Origin of the sequence: Pseudoduganella violaceinigra DSM 15887, from assembly GCF_000425385.1 — a bacterium.
GTDB classification, from domain to species: Bacteria; Pseudomonadota; Gammaproteobacteria; order Burkholderiales; family Burkholderiaceae_D; genus Rugamonas; species Rugamonas violaceinigra.
Genome location: NZ_KE384359.1, coordinates 237496 through 261194, shown reverse-complemented (window position 1 = coordinate 261194; position 23699 = coordinate 237496). Strand labels below are relative to the sequence as shown.

Annotated in this window: 19 protein-coding genes; 8 read left to right on the top strand and 11 right to left on the bottom strand. The window is 65.7% G+C overall.

Features of this window, described 5'->3' with window-relative positions:
• Nucleotides 1-3 precede the first annotated feature (3 nt).
• Nucleotides 4-774, bottom strand: coding sequence for a substrate-binding periplasmic protein (locus H597_RS0126135; RefSeq protein ID WP_154668293.1), 771 nt, complete (start codon nucleotides 772-774; stop codon nucleotides 4-6).
• A 117-nt stretch (nucleotides 775-891) separates the two neighbouring features.
• Here H597_RS0126135 and H597_RS0126130 point away from each other — a divergent pair, with 117 nt between their 5' ends.
• Complete coding sequence (locus tag H597_RS0126130; RefSeq protein WP_028104708.1) at nucleotides 892-2427, top strand: methyl-accepting chemotaxis protein; 1536 nt, start codon at nucleotides 892-894, stop codon at nucleotides 2425-2427.
• Nucleotides 2428-2503: 76 nt separating this feature from the next.
• Here the strand turns inward: H597_RS0126130 and H597_RS0126125 are convergent, their stop codons facing one another.
• From H597_RS0126125 to waaF, 3 genes are all read right to left on the bottom strand, one after another.
• Entirely contained in the window at nucleotides 2504-2734 is a 231-nt protein-coding gene (locus tag H597_RS0126125) for a hypothetical protein (RefSeq protein WP_028104707.1), read from the bottom strand.
• 90 nt (nucleotides 2735-2824) lie between these two features.
• Complete coding sequence (locus H597_RS0126120) at nucleotides 2825-3508, bottom strand: alpha/beta fold hydrolase (RefSeq protein ID WP_028104706.1); 684 nt, start codon at nucleotides 3506-3508, stop codon at nucleotides 2825-2827.
• Nucleotides 3509-3530: 22 nt separating this feature from the next.
• Complete coding sequence (gene waaF, locus H597_RS0126115) at nucleotides 3531-4565, bottom strand: lipopolysaccharide heptosyltransferase II (protein WP_028104705.1); 1035 nt, start codon at nucleotides 4563-4565, stop codon at nucleotides 3531-3533.
• Between the two features lie 138 nt (nucleotides 4566-4703).
• Here waaF and H597_RS33585 point away from each other — a divergent pair, with 138 nt between their 5' ends.
• Nucleotides 4704-6956 carry a glycosyltransferase family 9 protein gene (locus H597_RS33585; protein ID WP_083941293.1) on the top strand — a complete coding sequence of 751 codons (2253 nt, stop codon included), beginning with the start codon at nucleotides 4704-4706 and terminating at the stop codon, nucleotides 6954-6956.
• 107 nt (nucleotides 6957-7063) lie between these two features.
• On the opposite strand, the gene H597_RS0126105 is transcribed toward H597_RS33585, so the two are convergent.
• Together H597_RS0126105 and H597_RS0126100 are read right to left on the bottom strand one after the other, a co-directional pair.
• Nucleotides 7064-7663 (bottom strand): response regulator transcription factor, encoded by a 600-nt coding sequence (locus tag H597_RS0126105; protein WP_035375281.1) that lies wholly within the window; start codon nucleotides 7661-7663, stop codon nucleotides 7064-7066.
• Nucleotides 7664-7665: 2 nt separating this feature from the next.
• The gene (locus tag H597_RS0126100; RefSeq protein ID WP_051294117.1) at nucleotides 7666-9225 is read right to left on the bottom strand and encodes a sensor histidine kinase; all 1560 of its coding nucleotides are present in this window, start codon (nucleotides 9223-9225) and stop codon (nucleotides 7666-7668) included.
• 189 nt (nucleotides 9226-9414) lie between these two features.
• Here H597_RS0126100 and H597_RS32555 point away from each other — a divergent pair, with 189 nt between their 5' ends.
• Together H597_RS32555 and H597_RS0126090 are read left to right on the top strand one after the other, a co-directional pair.
• On the top strand, nucleotides 9415-10305 hold the full coding sequence (locus tag H597_RS32555; RefSeq protein WP_051294116.1) for a DUF535 family protein: 891 nt from the start codon (nucleotides 9415-9417) through the stop codon (nucleotides 10303-10305).
• Between the two features lie 85 nt (nucleotides 10306-10390).
• Nucleotides 10391-10621, top strand: coding sequence for a DUF6139 family protein (locus H597_RS0126090; protein ID WP_028104701.1), 231 nt, complete (start codon nucleotides 10391-10393; stop codon nucleotides 10619-10621).
• Nucleotides 10622-10639: 18 nt separating this feature from the next.
• On the opposite strand, the gene H597_RS0126085 is transcribed toward H597_RS0126090, so the two are convergent.
• The 4 genes from H597_RS0126085 to dnaE form a co-directional block, all read right to left on the bottom strand.
• Nucleotides 10640-10906 carry a KTSC domain-containing protein gene (locus H597_RS0126085; protein ID WP_028104700.1) on the bottom strand — a complete coding sequence of 89 codons (267 nt, stop codon included), beginning with the start codon at nucleotides 10904-10906 and terminating at the stop codon, nucleotides 10640-10642.
• Nucleotides 10907-10921: 15 nt separating this feature from the next.
• Nucleotides 10922-12121, bottom strand: a complete 1200-nt coding sequence (locus H597_RS0126080) for a hypothetical protein (protein ID WP_028104699.1) — start codon at nucleotides 12119-12121, stop codon at nucleotides 10922-10924.
• A 2-nt stretch (nucleotides 12122-12123) separates the two neighbouring features.
• Nucleotides 12124-13614, bottom strand: coding sequence for an MBOAT family O-acyltransferase (locus H597_RS0126075; protein ID WP_307581102.1), 1491 nt, complete (start codon nucleotides 13612-13614; stop codon nucleotides 12124-12126).
• Between the two features lie 122 nt (nucleotides 13615-13736).
• Complete coding sequence (gene dnaE / locus H597_RS0126070; RefSeq protein ID WP_028104697.1) at nucleotides 13737-17276, bottom strand: DNA polymerase III subunit alpha; 3540 nt, start codon at nucleotides 17274-17276, stop codon at nucleotides 13737-13739.
• Nucleotides 17277-17511: 235 nt separating this feature from the next.
• Here dnaE and H597_RS0126065 point away from each other — a divergent pair, with 235 nt between their 5' ends.
• Nucleotides 17512-17817, top strand: coding sequence for a c-type cytochrome (locus H597_RS0126065; RefSeq protein ID WP_371850746.1), 306 nt, complete (start codon nucleotides 17512-17514; stop codon nucleotides 17815-17817).
• Between the two features lie 140 nt (nucleotides 17818-17957).
• Entirely contained in the window at nucleotides 17958-18839 is an 882-nt protein-coding gene (locus tag H597_RS0126060; protein ID WP_051294115.1) for a sulfurtransferase, read from the top strand.
• A 53-nt stretch (nucleotides 18840-18892) separates the two neighbouring features.
• On the opposite strand, the gene H597_RS32550 is transcribed toward H597_RS0126060, so the two are convergent.
• Nucleotides 18893-20329, bottom strand: coding sequence for a DEAD/DEAH box helicase (locus H597_RS32550; RefSeq protein WP_035375279.1), 1437 nt, complete (start codon nucleotides 20327-20329; stop codon nucleotides 18893-18895).
• A 117-nt stretch (nucleotides 20330-20446) separates the two neighbouring features.
• Between H597_RS32550 and H597_RS0126050 the strand changes: the two genes are divergently transcribed.
• The gene (locus H597_RS0126050) at nucleotides 20447-23521 is read left to right on the top strand and encodes a ligand-binding sensor domain-containing diguanylate cyclase (RefSeq protein ID WP_051294114.1); all 3075 of its coding nucleotides are present in this window, start codon (nucleotides 20447-20449) and stop codon (nucleotides 23519-23521) included.
• Complete coding sequence (locus H597_RS34430) at nucleotides 23518-23694, top strand: oxidoreductase-like domain-containing protein (protein ID WP_083941292.1); 177 nt, start codon at nucleotides 23518-23520, stop codon at nucleotides 23692-23694. Before H597_RS0126050 ends, H597_RS34430 begins: the two co-directional genes overlap by 4 nt.
• Nucleotides 23695-23699 lie beyond the last annotated feature (5 nt).

The window sequence follows — 23699 nt, the reverse complement described above, 5'->3', positions numbered from 1 at the left end:
CGCCTACGGCTGGGGCCGTGTCCGATTGCCAGAGCTGACCCCGGCTTTTTCCATGATAGCCAGCCATTCCGCGTCGTGTTGCAGCGCCTGCACCGCGGCGGCGGCCCTTTGCGCCGTTTCCGGCGGCAGGCTGGGCGAGAGCAGGATGTGGCGCAGGAAGTCGCCGCCCAGTTCCGGCATGGCGACCAGTTGCTGAAGCTCGGGCGCCGCTTCGGACAAGGCGCGGAAATGCAGCCGGTTCAATACCGTGAAGTCGATACGACCGGCAAGCAGCTTGCGCAGATTGTTCATCTCGTCCCCGACTTCGTCGACGTGCAACTCCCCGCGCCGCCCCATGCCGTCCAGGAAACGGTACACGTGGCCGCGCACAGCGCCAAAACGCAGGCCGCGCAGCGAAGCTGGCATCGGTGCCACGGGCACATGTCCTGCCTTGAATACCAGCACATTATGGTCGGCGAATAATGGCTCGCTCCAGCCCACACGGCTGGCCAGCGGCTCTTTGAGAAAGGTCGGCGAGAGGAACAGCGCAATGCCGTCGATCCGGCCCTGGCTGGCCATCGCCAGGAAGCGGGCCCGCGGCACATTCTCCAGGACGAAGCGATCCGGCCCCATATAGCGGTTCAACGCGTCCACCAGGTCGGCGGCCAAGCCGCCGCCATCCTGCCGCACAAACGGCGGGTGCAGGTAGGTATTGTAGGCCGGATAACTGGCGGCGGCCGCCCACCAGTGCCACGACAGCAGCACGACCAGCCCGATGCGCATGAACTTTGCCATGGCCCATGCTAGCCCAAAAAAGAAGCAATTGCGCGACAACTTTACTTTGCCGCCGATTTTGGCGTTAGTATCGTGAAGCAGCTGCAAACTATCGCTGATCCTGGGGAGGATTGCTCGATGAAGAACCTGAAGATTGGGGCGCGTCTGGGTTTGGCTTTCGCTGTCGTGCTGGTACTGCTGGCGGTGATGACCGTGGTCGGCATCCTGCGCTTGCAAAGCGCCAGCACCAAGACCGAGGCGCTGGTGGCGGACAATGTCCGCAACGAACGCCTGGTCGCCGAGTGGCAGAAGGTGGTCGAGGTGAACGCGGCGCGCACCACGGCCGCTTATATGGTGTCCGATCCGGAGCAGCAGAAATCCATCGAGGCGCAAATGAAAACCGCCTCGGGCCGCGCGACCGAAATCCAGGACTTGCTGGGCAAGCTGCTCACCAACCCCGCCTCGCATGCGGCCTACGAAAAAGTACTGGCCAGCCGCAAAGCCTATGTCGACCAGCGCAAGGCGGTCTACAAAGCCAAGGCCGACGGCGACATGGCCAGCGCACAGCGCCTGTTCACCGATATGGAAGCACGCCGGGTCAGCTACCTCGGTGCGCTGGACGAAGTCACGGTGGCCGAGCACCGCAACCTGGACGTTCTTGCCGACGAGATCCAGGCCGGCAACCATAGCGGCCGCAATCTGCTGATGCTGCTGGGCTTCGCGGCAGTCGCCCTGGGCGTGGGCTTTGCCTGGATGACGACCCATTCCATCGTCAAGCCGCTCAACGAGGCGGTGCAGATCGCACAGACCGTGGCCGACGGCGATTTAAGCCGCCGCATCGAGGCGCATGGCGAAGACGAGGCGGGCCAGCTGCTGAAAGCCCTGAAGTCCATGAACGACAGCCTGTCCCGCATCGTCAGCGAAGTGCGGCACGGCACGGAGAGCATCGCTACCGCCTCGCAGCAGATCGCCTCCGGCAACCTCGACCTGTCGACCCGCACCGAACACCAGGCCAGCACGCTGGAGGAAACCGCGTCCTCGATGGAGCAGTTGACTTCCGCGGTGCGCACCAATGCCGACAATGCGCGCACCGCACGCCAGCTGGCCGCCACCGCGTCCGACGTTGCCACGCGCGGCGGCAGCGTGGTGAGCGAGGTGGTTCAGACCATGGGCTCGATCAATGCCGCGTCGACCAAGATCGTGGACATCATCGCGGTCATCGACGGCATCGCTTTCCAGACCAATATCCTGGCGCTGAATGCGGCGGTGGAAGCGGCGCGCGCCGGCGAACAGGGGCGCGGTTTTGCCGTCGTGGCGAGCGAAGTGCGCAGCCTGGCCCAGCGCAGCGCGCAGGCGGCCGGCGAAATCAAGGACTTGATCAACAACACGGTGCAGCAAGTGCAGGCGGGCAGCGAACTGGTGAATCAGGCTGGCACCACAATGGATGAAGTGGTGGCCAGCATCCGGCACGTGACCGCCATCATGTCCGAGATCGCCTCGGCCAGCAGCGAGCAGACCGAGGGCATCGAACAGGTCAACCAGGCCATCGTGCAGCTCGATAACGTCACGCAGCAGAATGCCGCCCTGGTGGAGCAGGCAGCGGCTGCGGCCAGCGCCATGCAGGACCAGGCCGGCCGCCTGACCGGCCAGGTGGGGCGCTTCAAGCTGGCCTGATGATTGGTTACCGCCGCCGCGCAGGCGATGCTGCGGGAAGTTTTCGAGCGGCGCGAGCGCTGCGCCGCATCCGCCATCAATGCGCGCTCGCCGCGATGATGGCAGCTGTCGTCCAGAGAGCGATGGGTTTCCAGTTCATCCCATCCTCGAACGGCATGCTTTCGCCCTCTTGGCCTTTGCATGGCTCATCAACCTGGGGGGCAGGCTGCGCATCCTTCTCGAATGCCCTGCGGGCGATGGCCTGCGCCAACTCCTCCATGCGGATCGGATCGGTCTGCGCGCGCAGAATTGAAATGTGATAGCCCATATTCCCAAGCCGTTCCAAGATGCGACGCGGACGTCGCCGGCGCTTCCCGGCGATTCGGGCTGCGTATAGCGTTAGATTTTATGCAACAAGCTATCGAAAAATCGCGGCCAGGGAGGCTGCGAGCAGCTGCGGTTGTTCGAGCGGAATCAGGTGGCCGGCAGCGGGCACGATCGCCAGGCGCGCGCCAGCAATGCCATCGGCCAGTTCGCGCGCTTCCTCCGGGCGGCGCAGCTGGTCGTCCGCTGCGGCGACCACCAGTGTCGGGCAGCGGATATCGCCCAGGCGGCCGGTATCGGCATCGCGCACGATCAGCGACTGGCGCACGAAGACTTCGCGGCCAAGGCGCTCCCCCATGGCGCGCACTTGCGCGACCAGCGCCTCGTTGCCGGCATTATCGGGATGCAGCGACTGGGCGATGGCGGCGCGGCCAAGGCCCCGGAATGGACCGAGCGGGGTGGCGCGGGCGGCCTTGCTGCGCTGCTCGACCTGCAGCGGCAAATCGGCCCGGCTGGAGGTGGCCACCAGCGCCAGCGAGCGCACGCGCTCGGGCGCGAGCCGCACGATTTCACGCGCGACATAGCCGCCCATCGAGAAGCCGAGCAGGCTGAATTGCGGAGGACATCCGGACAGAACCGCTTGCGCCATGGCGGAGATGGAATCGCCTTCGGCCAGGCTGGCGAAATGCAGCGGGAGTTCGGGCGGCAGGAACGGCAGCATGCCATCCCACAGAGCGTCGTCCAGCATATAGCCGGGAATCAGGACCAGCGGTGTCATGCCGCGAGTATACGCCTGGCCATCACCGGCTAAGCATCGGCTCCAGCGTCTGCCATACTTGGCCGGCGCTGATGCCGTGCATGCAGTTCTGGTGGCCCAGCGGGCATTCGCGCTGGCGGCAGGGCGAACAATCCAGGCGCAGCGAAATCGAGGCCGCCAGATCGGAGAACGGCGGGGCGTGATCGGGATCGGTCGGGCCGTAGATGGCGATCACCGGGCGGTTCAGGGCGGACGCGATGTGCAGCAGCCCGGAATCGTTGCTGACCACCGCCGCGGCGCGCGCGATCAGCGCGATCGCATCGGCCAGGCTGGTCTTGCCCGCCAGGCTGACCAGTCCGGCCGGGGCGCCGGCGGCGGCCATCACCTCCGCGCAGGAGGGGCCGTCCTTCGGCGAACCGAGCAGCGCGACCTGGGCTTGCGGGTCGCGCGCCAGGATATGCCGCGCCAGCTGGCCGAAATGGGCCGGCGGCCAGCGCTTGGCGCCGCCAAATTCGGCGCCCGGTGCGAACACCACCAGCGGGCGCGCCGGATCGAGGCCGGTCTTGGCGCAGGATGCCGCCACTTGCGCGTCGCTGGCGGCCAAGCGCGGCTTGGGCAGGGCGCTGCGCAGTGGCGCATGCGGCGCGCCGGCCAGCGCCGCGTAGAACGGCACCATCGGGCGCGGCGGCACGTCGTCATGGTGCATGACGTTGATCAGGCCATAGCGGCTTTCGCCTTTGTAGCCCACGCGGCGCGCAATGCCGGCCAGCCAAGGGATCAGGGCGTACTTCAGAGTGTTGGGCAGAATGTAGGCATCGGCGTAGCCGCGCTGGCGCAACAGGCGCGCATAGCGCCAGCGTTCTTTTAGCTGCAGCGCACCGTGGCGGAACGGCGTTTCCAGCACCTCGGCCACTTCCGCCATCTGGCGCCAGACCGGCGAGACGGCCGGCGGCGCCAGCACGTCGATCGGGCGCTCCGGGTTGGCCGCCTTCAGCAGCTGCAACAGCGGCTGCGCCATGACGGCGTCGCCGATCCAATTGGGCGAAATCACCAGCGTACGGGCCGAATGCGGGGTCATGATGTCCATTTTTCCAATTCCTGTAGCCGAGCATTATTACCGATTGCCGCTACGGCAACAACACACTGCTGGCGCCGGGCCGCACAGCCCCGACTGTTATAATCGGCCATTTTTCGGCTTCTTCGATAGCGCAGTCTCATGCTGGAAACACACGATTTAACGCCCGCCAAAACACGACTGCACGCCACCTTCCTGGTTTTTGCCCTGCCGGCGCTCGCCTTGACGACCCCGTTCGGCATCGGCGCGATCCAGGCCGTCGCCCTGTTGTTGTTTGCCTGGCATTTCCGCGACGGCGTCTCCACTTGCTATCGCGACAACTGGCACGCGGTGCGCCCGCTGGTGCTGGCATTTGGCGCTTTCTTTCTCTTTTCGCTGCTGCGCATGTTCACCGACCACCAGCCGCTGCGCACGCTGGACGGCCCCTCGCGCATGCTGTTCGGCCTGGCCTGCATCGGCGTGTTCTATTACCTGAAGCCGCAGGCGCGCTATTTCTGGCTTGGCCTGTGCTACGGCACCATCGCCGCCGCCGCGCTGGCCGTGCTGCAAACCCATGCCTGGGGCATGGCGCGCGCCGAAGGCTTCACCCACCATGCGATCACCTTCGGCGACCTGGCCCTGGCCATGGGCATGATGGCCATTTGCAGCCTGAATACGGCGCCTGGCTTGCGCTACCTGCCGGCGCTGGCGCTGCTGGCCGGGCTGCTGGCCTCGGCCCTGTCCGGCTCGCGCGGCGGATGGCTGGCCATGCTGCTGGCCGCCGTGCCGCTGACGCGCAACGGCTACAAGATGCACGGCCAGCGCATGCTGGTGGCGCTGGCGCTGGCCGCCCTGCTGTGCGTGCTGGCCTACCTGGTGCCGGCAACGGGCGTGGCGCAGCGCCTGGCCGAAGGCGTTTCCGACATCCAGGGCTACTTCAGCCGCGGCGACGCCACCACCTCGGTCGGCATCCGCCTGGAACTGTGGAAGGCATCCTGGCTGATGTTCATGGAACACCCCTGGCTGGGCGTCGGGCGCGACGACTTCGACGTTGCGCTGCAGGTGCTGGCGGCCAAAGGCATGCTGCAGCCATCGCCCGCGCTGGGCTACAGCAGCAGCCATAACGATATGCTGCATTTCCTGGCCACCGGCGGCCTGCTCGATTTCAGCCTGCTGATCGCCATGTACGTGGCGCCGCTGCTGTTCTTCCGCAATATGCTGAACGCGGCCGACAACGGCCAGCGCCCGCTGGCCCTGGCCGGCCTGGTGATGGTGCTGTGCTTCATCGGCTTTGGATTGACCGACGTGATGTTCTGGCTGATGGCGCCCAAGCTGTTCTATGTCACCATGGCGTGCAGCCTGGCCGGCATGTGCCTGTTCATGACGCGCGGCGCCAGCCAGGCGCCGCGCCGCATCCTGGTCACGCGCACCGACAATATCGGCGACGTGGTGCTGACCCTGCCGATCGCGGGCTGGCTCAAGCAACGCTACCCGGGCGTGCATATCACCTTCCTGGTGCGCGGCTATGCCGCCCATACCGTGGGCCAGTGCCAGCATGTCGATGCAGTGCTGGCGGTGGAAGAGCTGCCCGACCTGGCGCGCCATTTCCGCGCGGCCGGCTACGACACCGTGCTGCTGGCCTTCCCGGTGCGCCGTATCGCCATGGCCGCCTGGCGCGCCGGCATCGCGCGCCGCATCGGCACCAGCCACCGCTTTTACCATTGGTTGACCTGCAACCGGCTGGTCCGCTTCAGCCGCGTGAAGTCGTCCCTGCACGAAGCCCAGCTGAATTTCGAACTGCTGCGCCCGCTGGGCCTGACGGCAATCCCGCCGCTGCAAGAAGTGTGGCCGCAATACGGCCTGCAGGCGCCGGCCAGCGCCAAGGTCGATGCGCTGCTGGGCGAGCAGGGCTATCATCTGGTACTGCACACCAAGTCGAACGGCAACGGCCGCGAATGGCCGCTGGAGCACTTCACCGCGCTGGCCCGTCTGCTGCAGGCTGCAGGCGATGTGACCATCTGGCTGACCGGCAGCGCCGCCGAAGGCGAGCTGCTGGCACAGCAGGCGCCGGATCTGCTGGCGCTGCCCCATGTGAACAATGTGTGCGGCAAGCTTGACTTGCGCGAGCTGTTGTCCCTGATCGGCCGCGCCGACGGCCTGGTGGCCAGCGGCACGGGTCCGCTGCACCTGGCGGCGGCGCTGGGCCGCAACACCCTGGGCCTGTTCCCGCCGATCAAGCCGATTGATATCGCGCGCTGGGGGGCGCTGGGCGCCCACGCGGTGAACCTGTGCGCGCCGCAGGCTTGCGGCAGCTGCCAGGACAAGGCGCTCTGCCGCTGCATGGCGGCCATCACGCCGCAGCAGGTGCGCGACGTGGTACTCGGCTGGCGCACCCTGCGCCGCAGCGCCGCTTAAGCCTTAGAGGCTGTTTCAAAATGGGCGTGGCTAGGCGCAGCGACGAAGGCAGTGCGCCTGCACGGCAAGGAGCTGCAACAACGCCATGGCCATTTTGAAACGGCCTGTCAATCGCGCAGCGCCACGCGCACCAGGTCGGCCACATTATCCACGCCCAGCTTGGCCATCAGGCGGGCCTTGTGCACTTCCACCGTGCGCACGCTGATATTGAGCTGGGGCGCGATTTCGCGGTTGTGGCGCCCCATCACCACCAGTTCGAACACTTCCCGCTCGCGCGGCGTCAGTTCGGCCAGCAGCTGGTCGCGCTGGTTGCGGCGGTCGCGGTCCTGGCGCTGGCGCTGCTGCATCGAGAACGCTTCCTCGATGGCGGCAATCAGCTTGTCGTCGTCGAACGGCTTTTCCAGGAAATCGACGGCGCGCGCCTTGAAGGCTTCGCGCGCCGAACTCACGTCGCCGTGGCCGGTGACGATAATCACCGGCAGCAGGCAGCCCATTTCATTGAGCTTGCGCTGCAGGGTCAGGCCGTCCATGCCGGACATGCGGATATCGGCCACCAGGCAGCCGCACCACTCGGCCTGCCAGGCCTGCAGGAACGCTTCGCCGCTAGCGAAAACAGCGGTACGGTAGCCGCGCACGCCAAGCAACAGGCCGAGCGCGTCGCGCAGCGAAGGATCGTCGTCGACGATGAATACGGTAAGGTTTGACAAAGCTATTCTCCAGAGTCCAGCGCCGGCAGTATAAATCGAAAGATGCCGTGGGCGGCAACTTCAGCCCATAAAGTTCCGCCGTGGGCCTCCACGATGGAGCGGCTCAGCACCAGGCCCAGCCCCATGCCGGTGGCCTTGGTCGAGACGAAGGGCTCGAACAGGCGCCCCGCCGCCTCCTGCGTCAGGCCGCTGCCGCTGTCCTCCACCGTGAAGCGCAGCTTGCCGCCGATATTCTCCGCCGTCACGGCGATGCTGCGCTGGCCGGCCGGGCGCATGCGCACCGCGTCCAGGGCATTGGCCAAGAGGTTGCGCAGCACCAGCTCGATTTGCAGGCGGTCGACCTGCACCGACAGCGGCGCCACATCCGACACCGTGAGCTGCACCGCGTGCTCGGCGAACTGCGGCCGGAACTGCTGCACGATGCCCGCCAACAGGGCCGAAGCACCGACGGTCTCCAGCTGCATGGCGCCGGTGCGGAAGAAGTCGCGCAGGCGGCGCACCACGTCGGCCGCGCGCGCCGATTCGTTGATCATCTGGCCGATCGCGTTTTTCAGCAGGTCGCCGGCCTCGCCGCGCGCCAGCAGGTGCTCGCAAGCCTTGCCGTACACGGCCAGCGCCGTCATCGGCTGGTTCAGTTCATGCGCCAGCGCTGCCGCCATTTCGCCGGCGGCCGCCAGGCGCAAGGTCTGTTTGAGCTCCTCCGCCACCCGGCGCCGCTCGTCGACCACGATGCCGATGAAAAAGCCCACCAGCGCCAGCACCGCGTCGAGCATCTGCAGCTCGGAGACGGTGATGTTGTTGGCATGGTTGATGCGGATCAGGGTCACGATCGCCAGCTGCAGCACGAACACCACCAGCGCGGCGCCATTCACGCCCTGGCGCGAGGCGGCCCAGATCAGCGGCAGGAACAGGAAATAGAAGTGCTTGAATTCGGCGGTCACGATATAGCCGAACACCGCCCACAGCACGCAGGTCGCCAGGGCCAGGTAGCCCAGCGTCTCCGGCTGCCAGGCGGCCTCGCGCAACTGCGCCCTGGCCTGCGGGTCGGCCAGCTTCCACAGCAGCGGCATGCTGACCACCACGCCCACCATGTCGCCGAAGCCGAAGCGCCAGGCGGCGCGCAGCCATGCGCTCCACGGCACCATGCCCAGCCAGGCCAGCAGGCTGATATGGACCACGGCATTGAGCAAGGTGCCAGCCGCCACCATCAGCAGCCAGCGGTAGAAACCGCCGCGCGAACTGAAGACCGCTTCGCCGCCCAGGACGCGCCGCAGCGCTTCGCCCAGCAGGCCATAGCCGCAGGTGAGCCAGGCGGCGCTCAGCAGGGTGCCCGCCATGCCGCCCGGCATGCCGCGCACCAGCACATCGCCCGCCACCAGCGCGGCGAACCACGGCAGGGCCGCGCGCCTGCCATAGACCAGCCAGAACACCAGGCCCAGGGCGGTGTCCGGATTCCAGGGCGTGATATTCAGGCCGAGCAGCGGTTCGACATAGCTGACCCAGTCGAAGAGGAGGTAGGCGGCGATGAAGCCGGCGGCCGGCAGCAAAAATGCAAAACGCATAAGAAAAAAACACAACTAAGTGTTTAACGTATCTAATTTGTTTACTATTAAATTAAGCCCAGGCGAAACATATGTTGACTTAGGGAAAGTAATAAGTGAAACACGTAAGTAAAATTACAGTATTGCAGTGGCAATTCAGGCCATTTACGATGGTCAGATTGTAACGTACTGTTTCAAAGAAATAAGCCAATGTATCTGCGCGCAATTACACTGCGTTCCGGCCTGGAACCGAAGTCGACCCTGTCCCGGATGACCGCTGCCGTGAAATTGCATGCACGCGCCATCACGGCCCCCCGCCTGACCCGCGGCTGGCTGGAATTACTCAACTCCCACCCGGCCTTGCGCGAACTGGCTTCGGCACAGCCGCGCCTGATCCACAAGATTTACCGCCCCTGGCTCAGCAAACGCCTGTGCCGCCGGCGCCGCCTGGCCGCACTGGGCGACCACTACCGCTTTATCGTCCAGCAGGGCTTGGGCGATGCCGTGGTCAAGGCGGCACGCGACGGCTTGCAGCTCGCTAGCTTTACGGGAAAATCGGGCGCCCACTATACCATCGAACTGCGCGCCGTCGTCCCCATGGAGCGCGAAGGCGAACTGGTGCTGCAGCTGATGTGCCAGGGAAGCCTGGTGTATTCGCTGGCCTTCTCCTTTGTCCAGGAAGGCGACTTGCGCCAGGTCGGCATCGGCTGCGTGCAAGGTCCGCAATGCGGCGCCGGGCTGGACCTGGCGCGCGAAGCGACACGCGACCTGCACGGCCTGCGCCCCAAAAACCTGCTGGTGCGCCTGGCAAGCCAGCTGGGCCATGCGCGCGGCTGCCACCACCTGGTTCTGGTTGGTAACTTGAACCGCACAGTCTGCGGCAAGTCGCTGCGCAAGGGCAAAGTCAAGGCGGACTATGACAGCCTGTGGCAGGAACTGGGCGCCGACCAGCGCGCCGATGGCGACTGGCAAATGGCCTGTGCGCCGCTGCAGGAGCCGGATCTGGAAGAAGTTCCGTCAAAGAAACGGGCCGAAGTGCGCCGCCGCCACGAATTGATGACCCAGATCAATTATGAGGTACTGCGCTCCCTGAGCCGCTAAACTTGCATGGCCAGCGCCATGCAAGCGGAGTAGAATCAAAGCGTTACGCCAGCCTGTGCGTAGGACTAGTTGAAGGGAGATGAAGATGCGCCTGGATATCTATCGTCGTGCCGAACATGACGGCATTTTTTCATACCTCGCCGTACCAGAGGGCAAACCCATCCCGCAGGAAGCCATCAATACCGACTGGTTGCCAGCCGAGCAATCGCTGGAAGTCGACGACGATGTGCAAGGCCTGCCCGCCTACCACATTGACCGGCTGACCCAGCAAATGGGCAGCAAAGGCTACGCCATCACCGGGCTGAAAGACATGTAAGCTTGTCGGCTGGCAGAATCAATCGCCGAACAGCTCGTCCAGGCCGGCGGGGCGGGTGCCGGCCTGCGGCTTGGCGCGCCCCTTGCGGCCGGTGAATTCTTCCTCGATATTGTCGCGGTAGAAGCTCCACGCGCTGCCCGTGGTGGACAGGCGCTGCCAGATATCGCGCCCCACGCCGTCATAGTCGATGGCGCTGCCGTCGTCCAATTCGACGCGCAGCATTCTGGCGCGCTCGTCGTAGCCGATGGCGCGCAGCTTGCCTGCATTGATGCGCTTCATTTCCATATCATGCTTCCTGTTTTACTGGCGCCGCGCCGCCTGCGCGACCAGCTGCCGAGCCTCGGCGAACAGCGCCGGCTGCGCCGCCATGCAGCGGCGGCGTTCGGTGGCAATGCGGCGGCGGTCCTGTTCCAGATTCTGCAAGGTCAGCGCCATGCCGAAGCCGTCGGCCGGCGCCCCGCCCAGCATGCGCCGCATCATCTCCTCCCCCAGGGCCGGCTTCTGGTGGCCCGCCTCCCAATACCAGCGCGTGGCGCCCTGCTCGCCCGGCCCGGGGATGGCTTCGCAATTATAGTCGCCGAAGCCGCTGAAATCATGCACCACGATGCGCGCCTGCGGGTAACGGGCGCGCGCGGCCTCCACTTCCTGCAGCAGCAAGGTCTTCCATTCCTCGAAGCGCGGCCACAGCCCGCTCGCCTCGTACAGCGCCAGCATCTGCGCATGGTAAGCGTACACCATCAAATGCAGGTCGACGCCCGGATTGCCGTTCGCCGCGGCGTCCAGCAAGGCGCGCAGTTCGTCCTGCACGCCCTCGCGGTCCAGCTTGCCGGCCGCCTTGGCCACCAGCGCGGCGGCGCTTTCCTCGGCCCGCTGGCGGAAGATCTTGTAGTAGCCGTCGTGGCGCGCGAAAGTTTCGTACTGGCGCAGGGGATTGAGGCCGCGCCCGGTCATGCTTTCCGCCTCGCGGTCGCCCTGCATGGCAAAGGTGGCCGCCGCATCGCGCAGCGCGCCCAGGGAAAACAGGCTTTCGAAGCGCCATGCCCAGCCGGCGGCCGGCATGATCGGCTGCTCGCGCACGCTGCGCTGGCCCGGCCGCAGCAAGGCATCATGGAAATCGATGCCGGCAATGACGCGCGCGGGCCGCACGCCCGACTGGCGCAAGTACTGCAATTGGCCGGCGGCGACCATGGTGCCGGTGCCTGCCAGGCCCAGGTTATAGGCGCCGCCGCCCAGTTGCGGGCTGTCCGGGTCGAAGCCGACTTCCACGCGCGAATTGCCCAGCAGGAACTGGGTGGCGGCGACGCGCCGCGCGCCGGCCAGCTTGATCTCATTGCGAAAGCGCTTGGGCGAAGGCTTGTCGGCATTCAGGCCCGGCCGCCGCAGCATGCCGTACAAGCCATAGGGGTCGGCCACCAGCACGGTGGCCACCACCAGGAGGATGCCCGCCAGCATGGCGCTGGCCAGGCTCAGCAGGTAGCGACGATAGGGATGGCGCGCCATGGTCAGAACTGGAAGTAAAGGAATTCGCTGGGGCGCGCCAAGGCCAGCAGGCAGAGCACCGCCAGCATGCCGGTCATCAGCGCATGGCTTTGCACCGGCACCCATGCCAGGCGCGCCGGTGGCGCCAGGCCGTCATGGTCCAGCGCGGGTGCGAAGCGGTGCATGATTTGCTGCGTGTTGGGCGCGCAGAATGCCACCAGGCCGGCGGCGGCCACCCAGCTCCAGGTCTCGATGAATTGCGCGCCGCCGCCCAGGGACCAGCCGACGCCATGCTGCAGCAGCCACTGGCCCAGGGCGCCCAGGCGGCTGCCGACGGCATCGGGCAGCGCGACGCCGTGCTGCCCGGCCATGCCGGCGACGATGCGCAGCGCCGACGGCAGGTCCGCCGCGCGGAAGAAGACCCAGGCCAGCAGCACGGCGGCAAAGGTCAGCGCCCAGCCGGCCAGACGCCCGGCATTGCCGCCGCGCCAGCCCAGGCGCCCGGCCAGTGCCTGCCAGGCGCGGGCGAGCACCAGGTAGGCGCCGTGCAGCGCGCCCCACAGCACGAAATTCCAGCTGGCCCCGTGCCACAGGCCGCCCAGCACCATGGTGATCATCAGATTCAACCGGGCGCGCCAGGCGCCGTGGCGGTTGCCGCCCAGCGGGATGTACAGGTAGTCGCGCAGGAAGCGCGACAAGGTCATATGCCAGCGGCGCCAGAATTCAATGATATTGGCTGCCTTGTAGGGCGAATTGAAATTCAGCGGCAGGTTGATGCCGAACATGCGCGACAGGCCGATCGCCATATCCGAATAGCCGGAAAAATCAAAATACAGCTGGAAGGCGTACGCCAGCACCCCGCCCCAGGCCACCAGCAGCGTCGGCGCGCCGGGCGCGGCAAAGAGCGCGTTGGCATACGGCGCCAGGGAGTCGGCCAGCAGCATTTTCTTGGCCAGGCCAATGATGAAGATGGTGCCGCCGACCGAGAAATTATCGGCGCGCGGCACGGCATTCTTCGGGTCGGCGAACTGCGGCATCATTTCCTTGTGGTGCAGCACAGGCCCTGCCACCAGGTGCGGGAAATAACTGACGAACAGCAGGTAGTGGATGAAGCGCCCTTCCTGCACGAAGCCGCGCGCGCTGTCGACCAGAAAGGCGATCTGCGTAAAGGTGAAGAACGAGATGCCGATCGGCAGCACGACTTGCAGCACCTCGGCATGCTGGCCGGTCAGGCTGGTGTAGAAGAAGTTGGCGTATTTGTAGTAGCCCAGCAGCAGAAGGTTAGCCGCCACCGCGCCGGCCAGCCAGCGCCGGCGCGCCTTGCCTTGCGCATGCCGGATCGCCAGCGAACAGGCGTAATTGCCGGTGGCGGAAGCCAATAGCAGCGGCACGTAGCGCACATCCCACCAGCCGTAGAACACGAAGGACGCCAGCGCCAGCCAGGCAATGCCCCAGGAGGGATGGCGGCGCGCCAGCACAAAATAAGCGATCAGGGCGGCCGGCAAAAAACCCAACAGGAAACTGAATGAGTTAAATAGCATAATCGGTAGTCACCGCGCGGCAGAAAGGCCGGCGGCGCCCCACGATTATCTTGAAATATTGTCAACTGTGCCGCACGATACGCGACAGTTCACCTTCAATATTCGATCACCACTTCCTGCGCGCCCAAGCCCTGCTCCAGGGCGGTCTTCAAGGCGTCGGAGGGCGCCACGCGCCATTCGTCGCCCAGCTGCAGCACGCAGTCGATGCCTTGCGGCTTGACCCGCATCGACACCGGCAAACCATATTCGTCGCGGTGCGGGCCGAGCACTTCGGCCAGCCTGGCCGACGGCACCGCCTTCGGCAGCGCCAGCCCGATCTGGCGGCCGAACTGGATGCGCGCAGCGGTGATGTTGTACACCTTCTCCGCCGAAATGCGCAGGCCGCCGGAGAAGCGGTCTTCCGACACCTTGCCCGTCACGCACAGGAATTCGTCGTCCTTGAACATATGCTTGTTCGGCTCGAAGACTTCGTTGTACACGGTGACTTCGACCACGGCAGTCTTGTCGTCCAGCGTGACGATCAATAGCTTGCCGCGCTGCGTCATCTGGGTGCGGATGCCGGAAATCACACCGCACATCATGCGCGGCTCGCGCGAGGGCTCCAGTTCGGACAGCTTGGTGCGCGCGAAGCGGCGCGCTTCCTGCTGGTAGGAATCGAACATGTGGCCGGACAGGTAGAAGCCGAGCGCGATCTTTTCTTCGGCCAGCTTCTCGCGGTCGGTCCAGGCGGTGGCGGCCACGTAGTCGGGCGGCGCCACCAGGTCGGAATCCTCGCCGCCGAACAGGCTGACCTGGTTGGCCGACTTGGCTTCCTGGTCGGCGTATTCCATGGCGAAGCTGACCGAGGCGAACAGCACCGCGCGGTCGACGCCGAAGCAGTCGAAGGCGCCGGCGCGGATCAAGGCTTCCACCGTGCGGCGGTTCATCTGCTTCTTGTCGACGCGCTTGCAGAAGTCGAACAGGCTGGTGAACGGCCCGCCCGCTTCGCGCGCGGCGATGATGGCTTCGATCGCGTTCTGGCCGGCGCCCTTCACGCCGCCCATGCCGTAGCGGATCTTGGTGGCCTTCTTGCCCGGCTCGCCGTCCGGACGGAAGCGGTAGGACGACTGGTTCACGTCCGGCGGCAGGATGGTCAGGCCGCACACGTCGATCGAGTCCTCGACCAGGATCTTGACCTTCTCGGTGTCGTCCATGGCCAGCGACATATTGGCTGCCATGAACGCTGCGGTGTGGTGATGCTTCAGGTAGGCCGTGTGGTAGGACAGCAGCGCATACGCGGCCGCGTGCGACTTGTTGAAGCCGTAGCCCGCGAACTTCTCCATCAAGTCGAAGATCTCGTCGGCTTTTTCGACCGTCAGGCCGCCTTCCTGCGCGCCCTTGCGGAAGATCTCGCGGTGCTCCGCCATTTCTTCGGCTTTTTTCTTACCCATGGCACGGCGCAGCATGTCCGCGCCGCCCAGCGAGTAGCCGCCGATGATCTGCGCCATCTGCATCACCTGTTCCTGGTAAACCATGATGCCGTAGGTTTCGGACAGGATGCCTTCGGTGCGCGGATCCGGATAGTCGAATTTCTCGCCGTGCTTACGTTTGCAGAAGTCCGGGATCAGGTCCATCGGGCCCGGGCGGTACAGCGCCACCAGCGCGATAATGTCTTCGAAGCGGTCGGGGCGCGCGTCCTTCAGCATGCCCTGCATGCCGCGCGATTCAAGCTGGAATACGGCGACGGTTTTGGCCTTGGTCAGCAGCTCGTACGTCGGACGGTCGTTCAGCGGCAGCTTGGCCAGGTCGAAGTCTGCCGCGCCTTCCGGATCGAGGTCCTTGATGTAGTTGACGGCGCGGTCCAGGATGGTCAGCGTGGTCAGGCCCAAAAAGTCGAACTTGACCAGGCCGACGGCTTCCACGTCGTCCTTGTCGTACTGCGACACCACACCGGCGTCGCCGCCCTGGGTGTACAGCGGACAGAAGTCGGTCAGCTTGCCCGGCGCGATCAGCACGCCGCCGGCGTGCATGCCGATATTGCGGGTGATGCCTTCCACCTGCTGCGCCAGATCGAGCAGCTGGCGCACCTCTTCCTCGTTTTCCTGGCGCTCCTTGAGCAGCGGTTCTTCCTCGATCGCCTCGGCAATCGAGACCTGCTTGCCCGGCTTGAAGGGGATCAGCTTGGATACGCCGTCGCAGAAGTTGTAGCCGAAGTCCATCACGCGGCCCACGTCGCGGATCGCGCCTTTCGCCGCCATGGTACCGAAGGTGGCGATCTGCGACACCGCCTCGCGGCCGTACAAATCCTTCACGTGCTGGATCACCAGTTCGCGCTTTTCCTGGCAGAAGTCGATGTCGAAGTCGGGCATCGATACGCGTTCCGGATTCAGGAATCGTTCGAACAGCAGGTTGTATTTCAGCGGGTCCAGGTCGGTGATCTTCAGCGCATACGCCACCAGGGAGCCGGCGCCGGAGCCGCGGCCCGGACCGATCGGCACGCCGTTGTTCTTGCCCCACTGGATAAACTCCGCAACGATCAGGAAGTAGCCCGGGAACTTCATCTTGATGATGGTGTCGTTCTCGAACTTCAGGCGCGCCTCGTAGCGCGGGCGTTCCTTCTCGCGTTTTTCCGGATCCGGGAACAGCTGGAGCAAACGCTCTTCCAGGCCCTTCTGGGTCTCGGACACCAGGAATTCGTCGATCGACATGCCCGGCGTCGGGAAATTCGGCAGCTGCGGCTTGCCCAGCGTGAGCACCACATTGCAGCGCTTGGCGATTTCCACCGAGTTTTGCAGCGCGGCCGGCAAGTCGTGGAACAGTTCCGCCATTTCGGCCTGCGTCAGGAAGCGCATCTGCTCATTGAAGCGCTTGACGCGCTTGGCATTGGCCAGCATCTCGCCCTCGGCGATACAGACGCGCGCCTCATGGGCGATGAACTCTTGCTGCGACAGGAACTGCACCGGGTGGGTCGCCACCACCGGCAGGCCGAGCCTGGCCGCGATGGCGAGCGACTGGCGCACCTGCGCTTCCTGGTTGGCCTGGCCGGCGCGCTGGATCTCGACGTAGAAATGGCCGTCCGGGAAAATCGCGGCCCACTTGCGGGCATTGGCCTCGGCCAGCTCCAGGTTGCCGTTCTCGATCGCCTGGCCGATATCGCCGAAGTGGGCGCCGGACAGGGCGATCAGGGCATGGGCGCCGCTCTCGCCGGGCAGCAGCGGGTAGTCCTTGCTGGCCAGGTCGCGCAGCCATTCGGTACGGATTTCGGCGCGGCCCTTGTACTGGTTGTTCAGCCAGGCTTCGGACAGCAATTCGCACAGCTGCAGGTAGCCCATGCGGTTCTTCGCGAACAGCATCAGGCGGTGCGGCCTGTCGCGGTTGTCGTCGTTGCTGACCCAGACGTCGACGCCGACAAGGGGCTTGATGCCTTTGCCGCGCGCCGCTTTGTAGAAGCGCACCATGGCGAACATATTCGCCAGGTCGGTCACGGCCAGGGCGCCCTGCTTGTCCTTGACCGCCGCCTTGATCATGTCATCGATGCGCACCAGGCCGTCGACAATCGAGTATTCCGTGTGCACGCGCAGGTGGACGAATTGCGGTCCGGCAGGGGCTGCGGGCGGGGCGGCGTCTACTGGCTGGTCGATGGTTTCAATGCTCATGGGGCGGCGGGAGGGATAAGTCGAATATCCCCGTATTTTAACGCCTGAGCGACCCTAGCTCCTACCCCGCAAGCCGGGCCGGCGCGCGCCGGGACGCCGGTTCTGCCGAAATAACTTGCCTGTTAACTTGCCTGTTGCCCCATTCCACCGCGGGCGCGCCATAATTGCTTACAAATCAGGCCGCTATTTGCCTCTGGCAAGGCTAGAATCACCTTACCCATCGCCCTTGGAGCCCATGATGAAAATTGCAATTGCTGCCCTGCTGATGTCCGCCTCGCTGGCCGCCCATGCGGACGACACCGAGCAGCTGGCCAAGTCGAAGAGCTGCTTCGCCTGCCATACCATGGCGAAAAAGCTGGTCGGCCCGTCATTCAAGGATGTCGCCGCCAAATACAAAAATGACAAAGGTGCCGAGGATAAACTGATCCTCAAAGTACTGCAGGGCGGTTCCGGGGTGTGGGGGGCCGTGCCGATGCCGCCCAACCAGGTGACCGATGCTGAAGCGCATCAGCTGGTGCGCTGGGTACTGGCACAGAAGTAAGCGCTGACAAGGGTACCGCCGGGCAGGCTGCGCGCGGGCAAGTCCCACTGCGAAAGATCGGCCGGGTGCCCAATATTTGAGCATGCGGCCGAGAGCGGCTATAATGTCGGCTGTTCCGGATTCCATCGATTACCAATCCCATGCAAGCAACCATTGAAAACGCGCCTGCGACGCCCGGCGCGGCACCCGCCGTTTACGTCAACATTGCGGCCTACAAATTCATCACGCTCGACCAGCTGGACGAATTGCGCCCGCAATACCAGGCGATCTGCGCGCGCCTGGGCCTGAAAGGCACCGTCCTGCTGACCCCGGAAGGCATCAATATGTTCCTGTCCGGCACCCGCGCCCATATCGACGAATACCTGGCCTGGGTGCGCAGCGACGCCCGCCTGGCCGATCTGGAAGTGAAGGAAAGCTTGTCGGCCGAGCAATCGCACCGCCGCATGCTGGTGCGCATCAAGAAGGAAATCATCACCATGCGCCACCCGCTGATCCGTCCGGAAGAAGGCCGCGCACCGCATGTGAAGGCCAAGGACCTGAAGCGCTGGCTGGACCAGGGCCACGACGACAACGGCAAGCCGGTCGTGATGGTCGAGACCCGCAACGATTACGAAGTGGACGTGGGCACCTTCAACAACACGGTCGACTACCGCCTGACCAAATTCACCGAATTCCCGGAAGTGATCGAGAAGCACAAGGCCGACTTCGAAGGCAAGACCGTGGTGACCTTCTGCACCGGCGGCATCCGCTGCGAGAAAGCTGCGATCCACATGCAGAACATCGGCTACGACAATGTGTACCAGCTGGAAGGCGGCATCCTGAAGTATTTCGAGGAAGTGGGCGGCGCCCACTATACCGGCGACTGCTTCGTGTTCGACTACCGCACCGCGCTGAACCCGCAGCTGGAGCCGACCGAGACCAAGCAATGCTTCGCCTGCCGTGCCGTGGTCACGCCGCGCCAGCAGCTGGCGCCGGAATACGTGCCGGGCGTCTCATGCCCAGCCTGCTTCGGCAAGCACTAAGCCAAGCAAGCGATATAAAAAAGGCCCGTTGATCAACGGGCCTTTTTTGTTTCTCAGCCTTTCGGCAAGCCGCCCAGCAAGGCGGCAACCTTCTGCTTCGGCTTGGCCGGAGCCGCCGGCGCGGCAGCAGCCAGCGTACCGTTGTTGCGGGTCGGCTCATATGGTTTCAGGAACCATGGGTCGACCTTCTCGCGGCGCGGCTGCGGCGGTCCGTCGCCGCGGGCGCCGTCGCGGCGCTCAGGGCCGCGCGGCGCCGAGCGGTCGGCCTGGGTGCGGTCGCGGCGGCGGTCGCCATGGCGCTCGTCGCTGCGGAAGCCGCCCGGCACGAAGCCTTCCAGGGTGCTGCGCGGGACGGTCTGCTTGATCAGCTTTTCGATGTCGGCCAGCAGGCGTTCATCCTTGTCCGAGTAGATCGAGATCGCATCGCCGGAAGCGCCGGCGCGGCCGGTGCGGCCGATGCGGTGCACATAGTCTTCCGCGTTGTACGGCAGGTCGAAGTTGATCACGGCCGGCAGGTCGGAGATGTCCAGGCCGCGCGCCGCCACATCGGTGGCCACCAGCACTTCAATCTCGCCCTTTTTGAAGGCGTCCAGCGCCGCCATGCGTTCCTGCTGCGTCTTGTCGCCGTGGATGGCGGCCGCCTTCATGCCCTCGGTCACCAGGCCGCGCGCCAGGCGCGAGGCGCCGATCTTGGTGTTGGAGAACACGATCACCTGCTTCAGCTGGCGCTGGCGCAGGATGTGGGCGACGGCGTCGCGCTTGTGCTCTTCGCCGACCTTGTACACCACCTGGGTCACTTTTTCGGCGGTGGCGTTGGAACGCGCCACTTCGATCGTGATCGGGTCGGTCAGGAAGCTGCCAGCGAGCTTCTTGATCTCCGGCGAGAAGGTGGCCGAGAACATCAGGTTCTGGCGCTTCTTCGGCAGCAGGTTGATGATGCGCTGCAGGTCGGGCAGGAAGCCCATGTCCAGCATGCGGTCGGCTTCGTCCATGACCAGCATTTGCACCTGGCCCAGCGAAATATTCTTTTGCTCCACGTGGTCCAGCAGGCGGCCCGGGGTGGCGATGACGATTTCCACCCCGCTGCGCAGCTTTTCCGTCTGCGGCTTCATGTCCATGCCGCCGAAGACGACGGTCGAGCGCAGCGGGGTGTGCTTGCAATAGGCCGCCACGTTTTCCGCCACCTGCACCGCCAGCTCGCGGGTCGGGGCCAGCACCAGGGCGCGCACCGGGTGGCGCGCCGGGCTCATCGACGTGTTCGCATGGGCCAGCAGCAGCTGGATGATGGGCAGGGAAAAGCCGGCTGTCTTGCCAGTGCCGGTCTGGGCCGCGCCCATGACGTCGCGTCCCTGCAACAGGATCGGGATCGCTTCCGCCTGGATCGGCGTAGGGTGCACATAGCCCTGGTCGGTCAGTGCGCGCAGGATTTCCGGCGCCAGGCCGAAATCGGCGAACTTTACTTGCACAGGGGTGTTCTCAATGTCAGACATACAATTCTTAAGTTAACGGCGGCCAACCCCGCATGATACCCGATATCGGCCGCCAGACGGTCGGAATGGGCGCGCGCCCCTCAATTATTGCTGAGTTGGCAGCTATAATCGCACTCAATGAATGATACCGACGCCCGCGGCTGGCCCCCAGGCCGCATCATGTTGCTGCTGGTCCTGGCATGCAGCCTGCTGTGCGCCGCCGCCCAGGCCGTCGCGCCGTCGCTGCGTTTTCGCAAGCTCGGCCCGCTGGGCAATGAAGAGCCGTCCATGTTGTCGCTGCTACAGGACCGGCACGGCTTCATGTGGATCGGCACCCAGTCCAATGGACTCTACCGCTACGACGGCTATCATGCCAGCAAATACCGCAGCAAGGCGGGCGATCCGCGCAAGCTGCCGCACGACCGGGTGGCGGCGCTGTTCGAAGACCAGCGGGGCCGCCTGTGGGCCGGCACCCAGGACGGCCTGGCGCGCTTCAACCGGGAAAGCAACGATTTCACCACCTTCGTCCCGCCCAAGGTGCCAAACAACGGCCGCAATATCAAGGCCATCGTAGCGGACGGCCAGGATGGCATGTGGCTGGCGACCTGGGGCGGCCTGCAGCATTTCAACCCGTCCAGCGGCGCCTTCGTCCAGTACGTGCACGACCCCGCCCGCCCGTCCAGCCTGGCCAGCAACGACCTGAATGCGCTGGCCGTGGATGCCAGGGGCGGCGTATGGGCCGCCACCTGGCCGGGCGGCCTGGACTACCTGCCGCCCGGCGCCACGGCGTTCGAACACCGCCGCGTGGACAAGGGCCAGGACCCGAACGCCCGCCCGAACATCGTGCGCGCCCTGCGCTTCGACCAGCAGGGCGTGCTGTGGATCGGCACCGAAGCCGGCGTGCTGCGCTGGGACAGCCGCCAGCCATGGGAAACGCGCACCGCCGTGGCCTCGCCGGACAGCCGGGTCACCAGCCTGTACTTCGACCGCGACGGTACCCTGTGGGCCACCACCCTGTCGGCCGGCCTGCTGCGCTGGGACGCCGCCGCCGGGCGTTTCGACCAGTACGGCCACAACAGCGACGACCCGTATTCCCTGCCCGGCGACAACCTGCGCTCCATGCTGCAGGACCGCGGCGGCATGCTGTGGATCGCCTCGTTCACCGATGGCATTGCCTTGGTCAACCTGAGCAGCAGCGGCTTCACACGCCACCTGCCCTACCGCCTGGACGGGCGCCATGGCCGTGCCAGCAATGCCTTGCTGAGCCTGGAAAACGGACCGGACGGCACGCTCTGGCTGGGCGGCAATATGGGCATCGGCCTGTACGACCCAGCGCGCGGCGAAGTGCGGCGGCGCTACCAGGCCGACGGCCGGCCCGGCGCGCTAAGCAACAATATCGCCTACAGCATGTACCAGGATCCTAAAGGCCCCTTGTGGGTGGGCACGGCCAACGGCCTGAACCGGCTGGACCAGCCGGGCGGCACATTCAAGCTGATCCGCTTCGGCGACACGGCCAGCGATTTCGTCAACGCCATCGCCCCCGGCCGCGACGGCGTGCTCTGGCTGGGCACGGGCAACAGCCTGGTGCGCTACGACCCCCTGCGCGAGCGCTCCACCCTGTTCTACCACGACCCGCATGATCCGCACAGCCGCAGCGTGGGCGGCACCAGCGTGGTGCTGGAAGACCGCCAGGGGCGGGTGTGGATGGGTTCGGAATTCAATGGTGGCGGGCTCGACCTGCTGGAGCCGGGCAGCGGCAAGTTCCGCCACCTGCGCAGCGGCGGTCCGGAAGGCATGATCGACGACAATGTGGTCTCGCTGCATGAAGACGCCGAAGGACGGCTGTGGATCGGCACCGCGCGCGGTGTGGTGCAGCTGGACGAGACGGGCGGCGGCCTGCGCCTGCGCTCGCACGCCGCCGCCGTGCAGCACCTGAAGGCGCTGGCGATCCAGTCCGACGCCAAGGGCAAGATCTGGGTCAGTACCCTGGCCGGCCTGTTCCGCCTTAACCCCAGCAACGGCTCGGCCCAGCTGTTCACCGTGGCCGACGGCATGACCGACGGCTTCACCGCCAACGCCTCGGCGCCGGGCACAGACGGCCAGCTGTACTTCGGCGGCGTGCACGGCATGACCGGCATCGCGCCGGACCAGGTGCGCAGCGCCTCGGTGCCGCCGCAAGTGGCGATCACCGACATCAAGCTGTTCAACCACTCGCTGCGCGAAGGACGCTTCCGCGACCAGGCCCGGCTGGAAGGGCCGCTGACCGCGCCGACCGGCCTGGTGCTGTCGTCCCAGGCCAGCGCCTTCACCATCGAATTCGCCGCCCTGCACTACACCGAGCCGTCGCAGAACCGCTACGCCTACCAGCTGGAAGGCTTCGACCCCGACTGGCAGGAAACCGACGCCGAGCGCCGCGTGGCGACCTACACCAACCTCGACCCGGGCCGCTATGTGTTCCGCGTGCGCGCCGCCAACCACCACGGCAGCTGGAGCGAAGCGGCGGCCACGCTCAACGTCACCATCACGCCGCCGTTCTGGCAAGCGCTGTGGTTCCGCAGCGGCGCCGCCGTGCTACTGCTGGGCAGCCTGTGGAGCCTGTACCGCTGGCGCATCCGCCGCCTGACGCGCCTGCAGGCCGAGCTGGCGCAGCAGGTCGCCGCCCGCACCGCCGAACTGGAAGACTCCAACCGAAAGCTCGAAGCGCTGAGCCAGACCGACGGCCTGACCGGCGTTGGCAACCGGCGCGGTTTCGACCTCGCCCTGGAAGCGGAATGGCGGCGCGCCGCGCGCACCGGCCAGCCGCTGGCGCTGTCGATGCTGGACGTGGACTACTTCAAGAAATACAACGACCGCTACGGCCACCTGGCCGGCGACGCCACGCTGCGCGCGGTGGCGCGCGTGATCACCGAGCACGGCCGGCGCAGTTCGGACCTGGTGGCGCGCTACGGCGGCGAGGAATTTGCGCTGCTGTCGGTGGCCACGCCCGGCGCCGACGCCATCGGCGTGGCGCACACCATCTGCAGCGAACTGTCGCTGCTGCAACTGCCGCACGACGCTTCGCCGTTCGGCCACGTCACGATCAGCATCGGCGTGGCAGTGCTGGTGCCCACCGAGCACAGCCGTCCGGAGCAATTGCTGCGCCTGGCCGACGAAGCGCTGTACCGCGCCAAGCAGCGCGGCCGCAACCAGGCCCTGCTGGCGCTGGAAGAATGATGGCAAGGCACCCGGACCCCAAGCCCCAGCCGCCGGCCCAGCCAGGACCGGACGACTGCTGCCACAGCGGCTGCACCTGGTGCGTGCTCGACCTCTACGACGAAGAACTGGAACGCTACCAAAGAGACCTCGCCGCCTGGGAAGCTCGCAGAAAGCAAGCCGGGGCTTGCTAATTTGA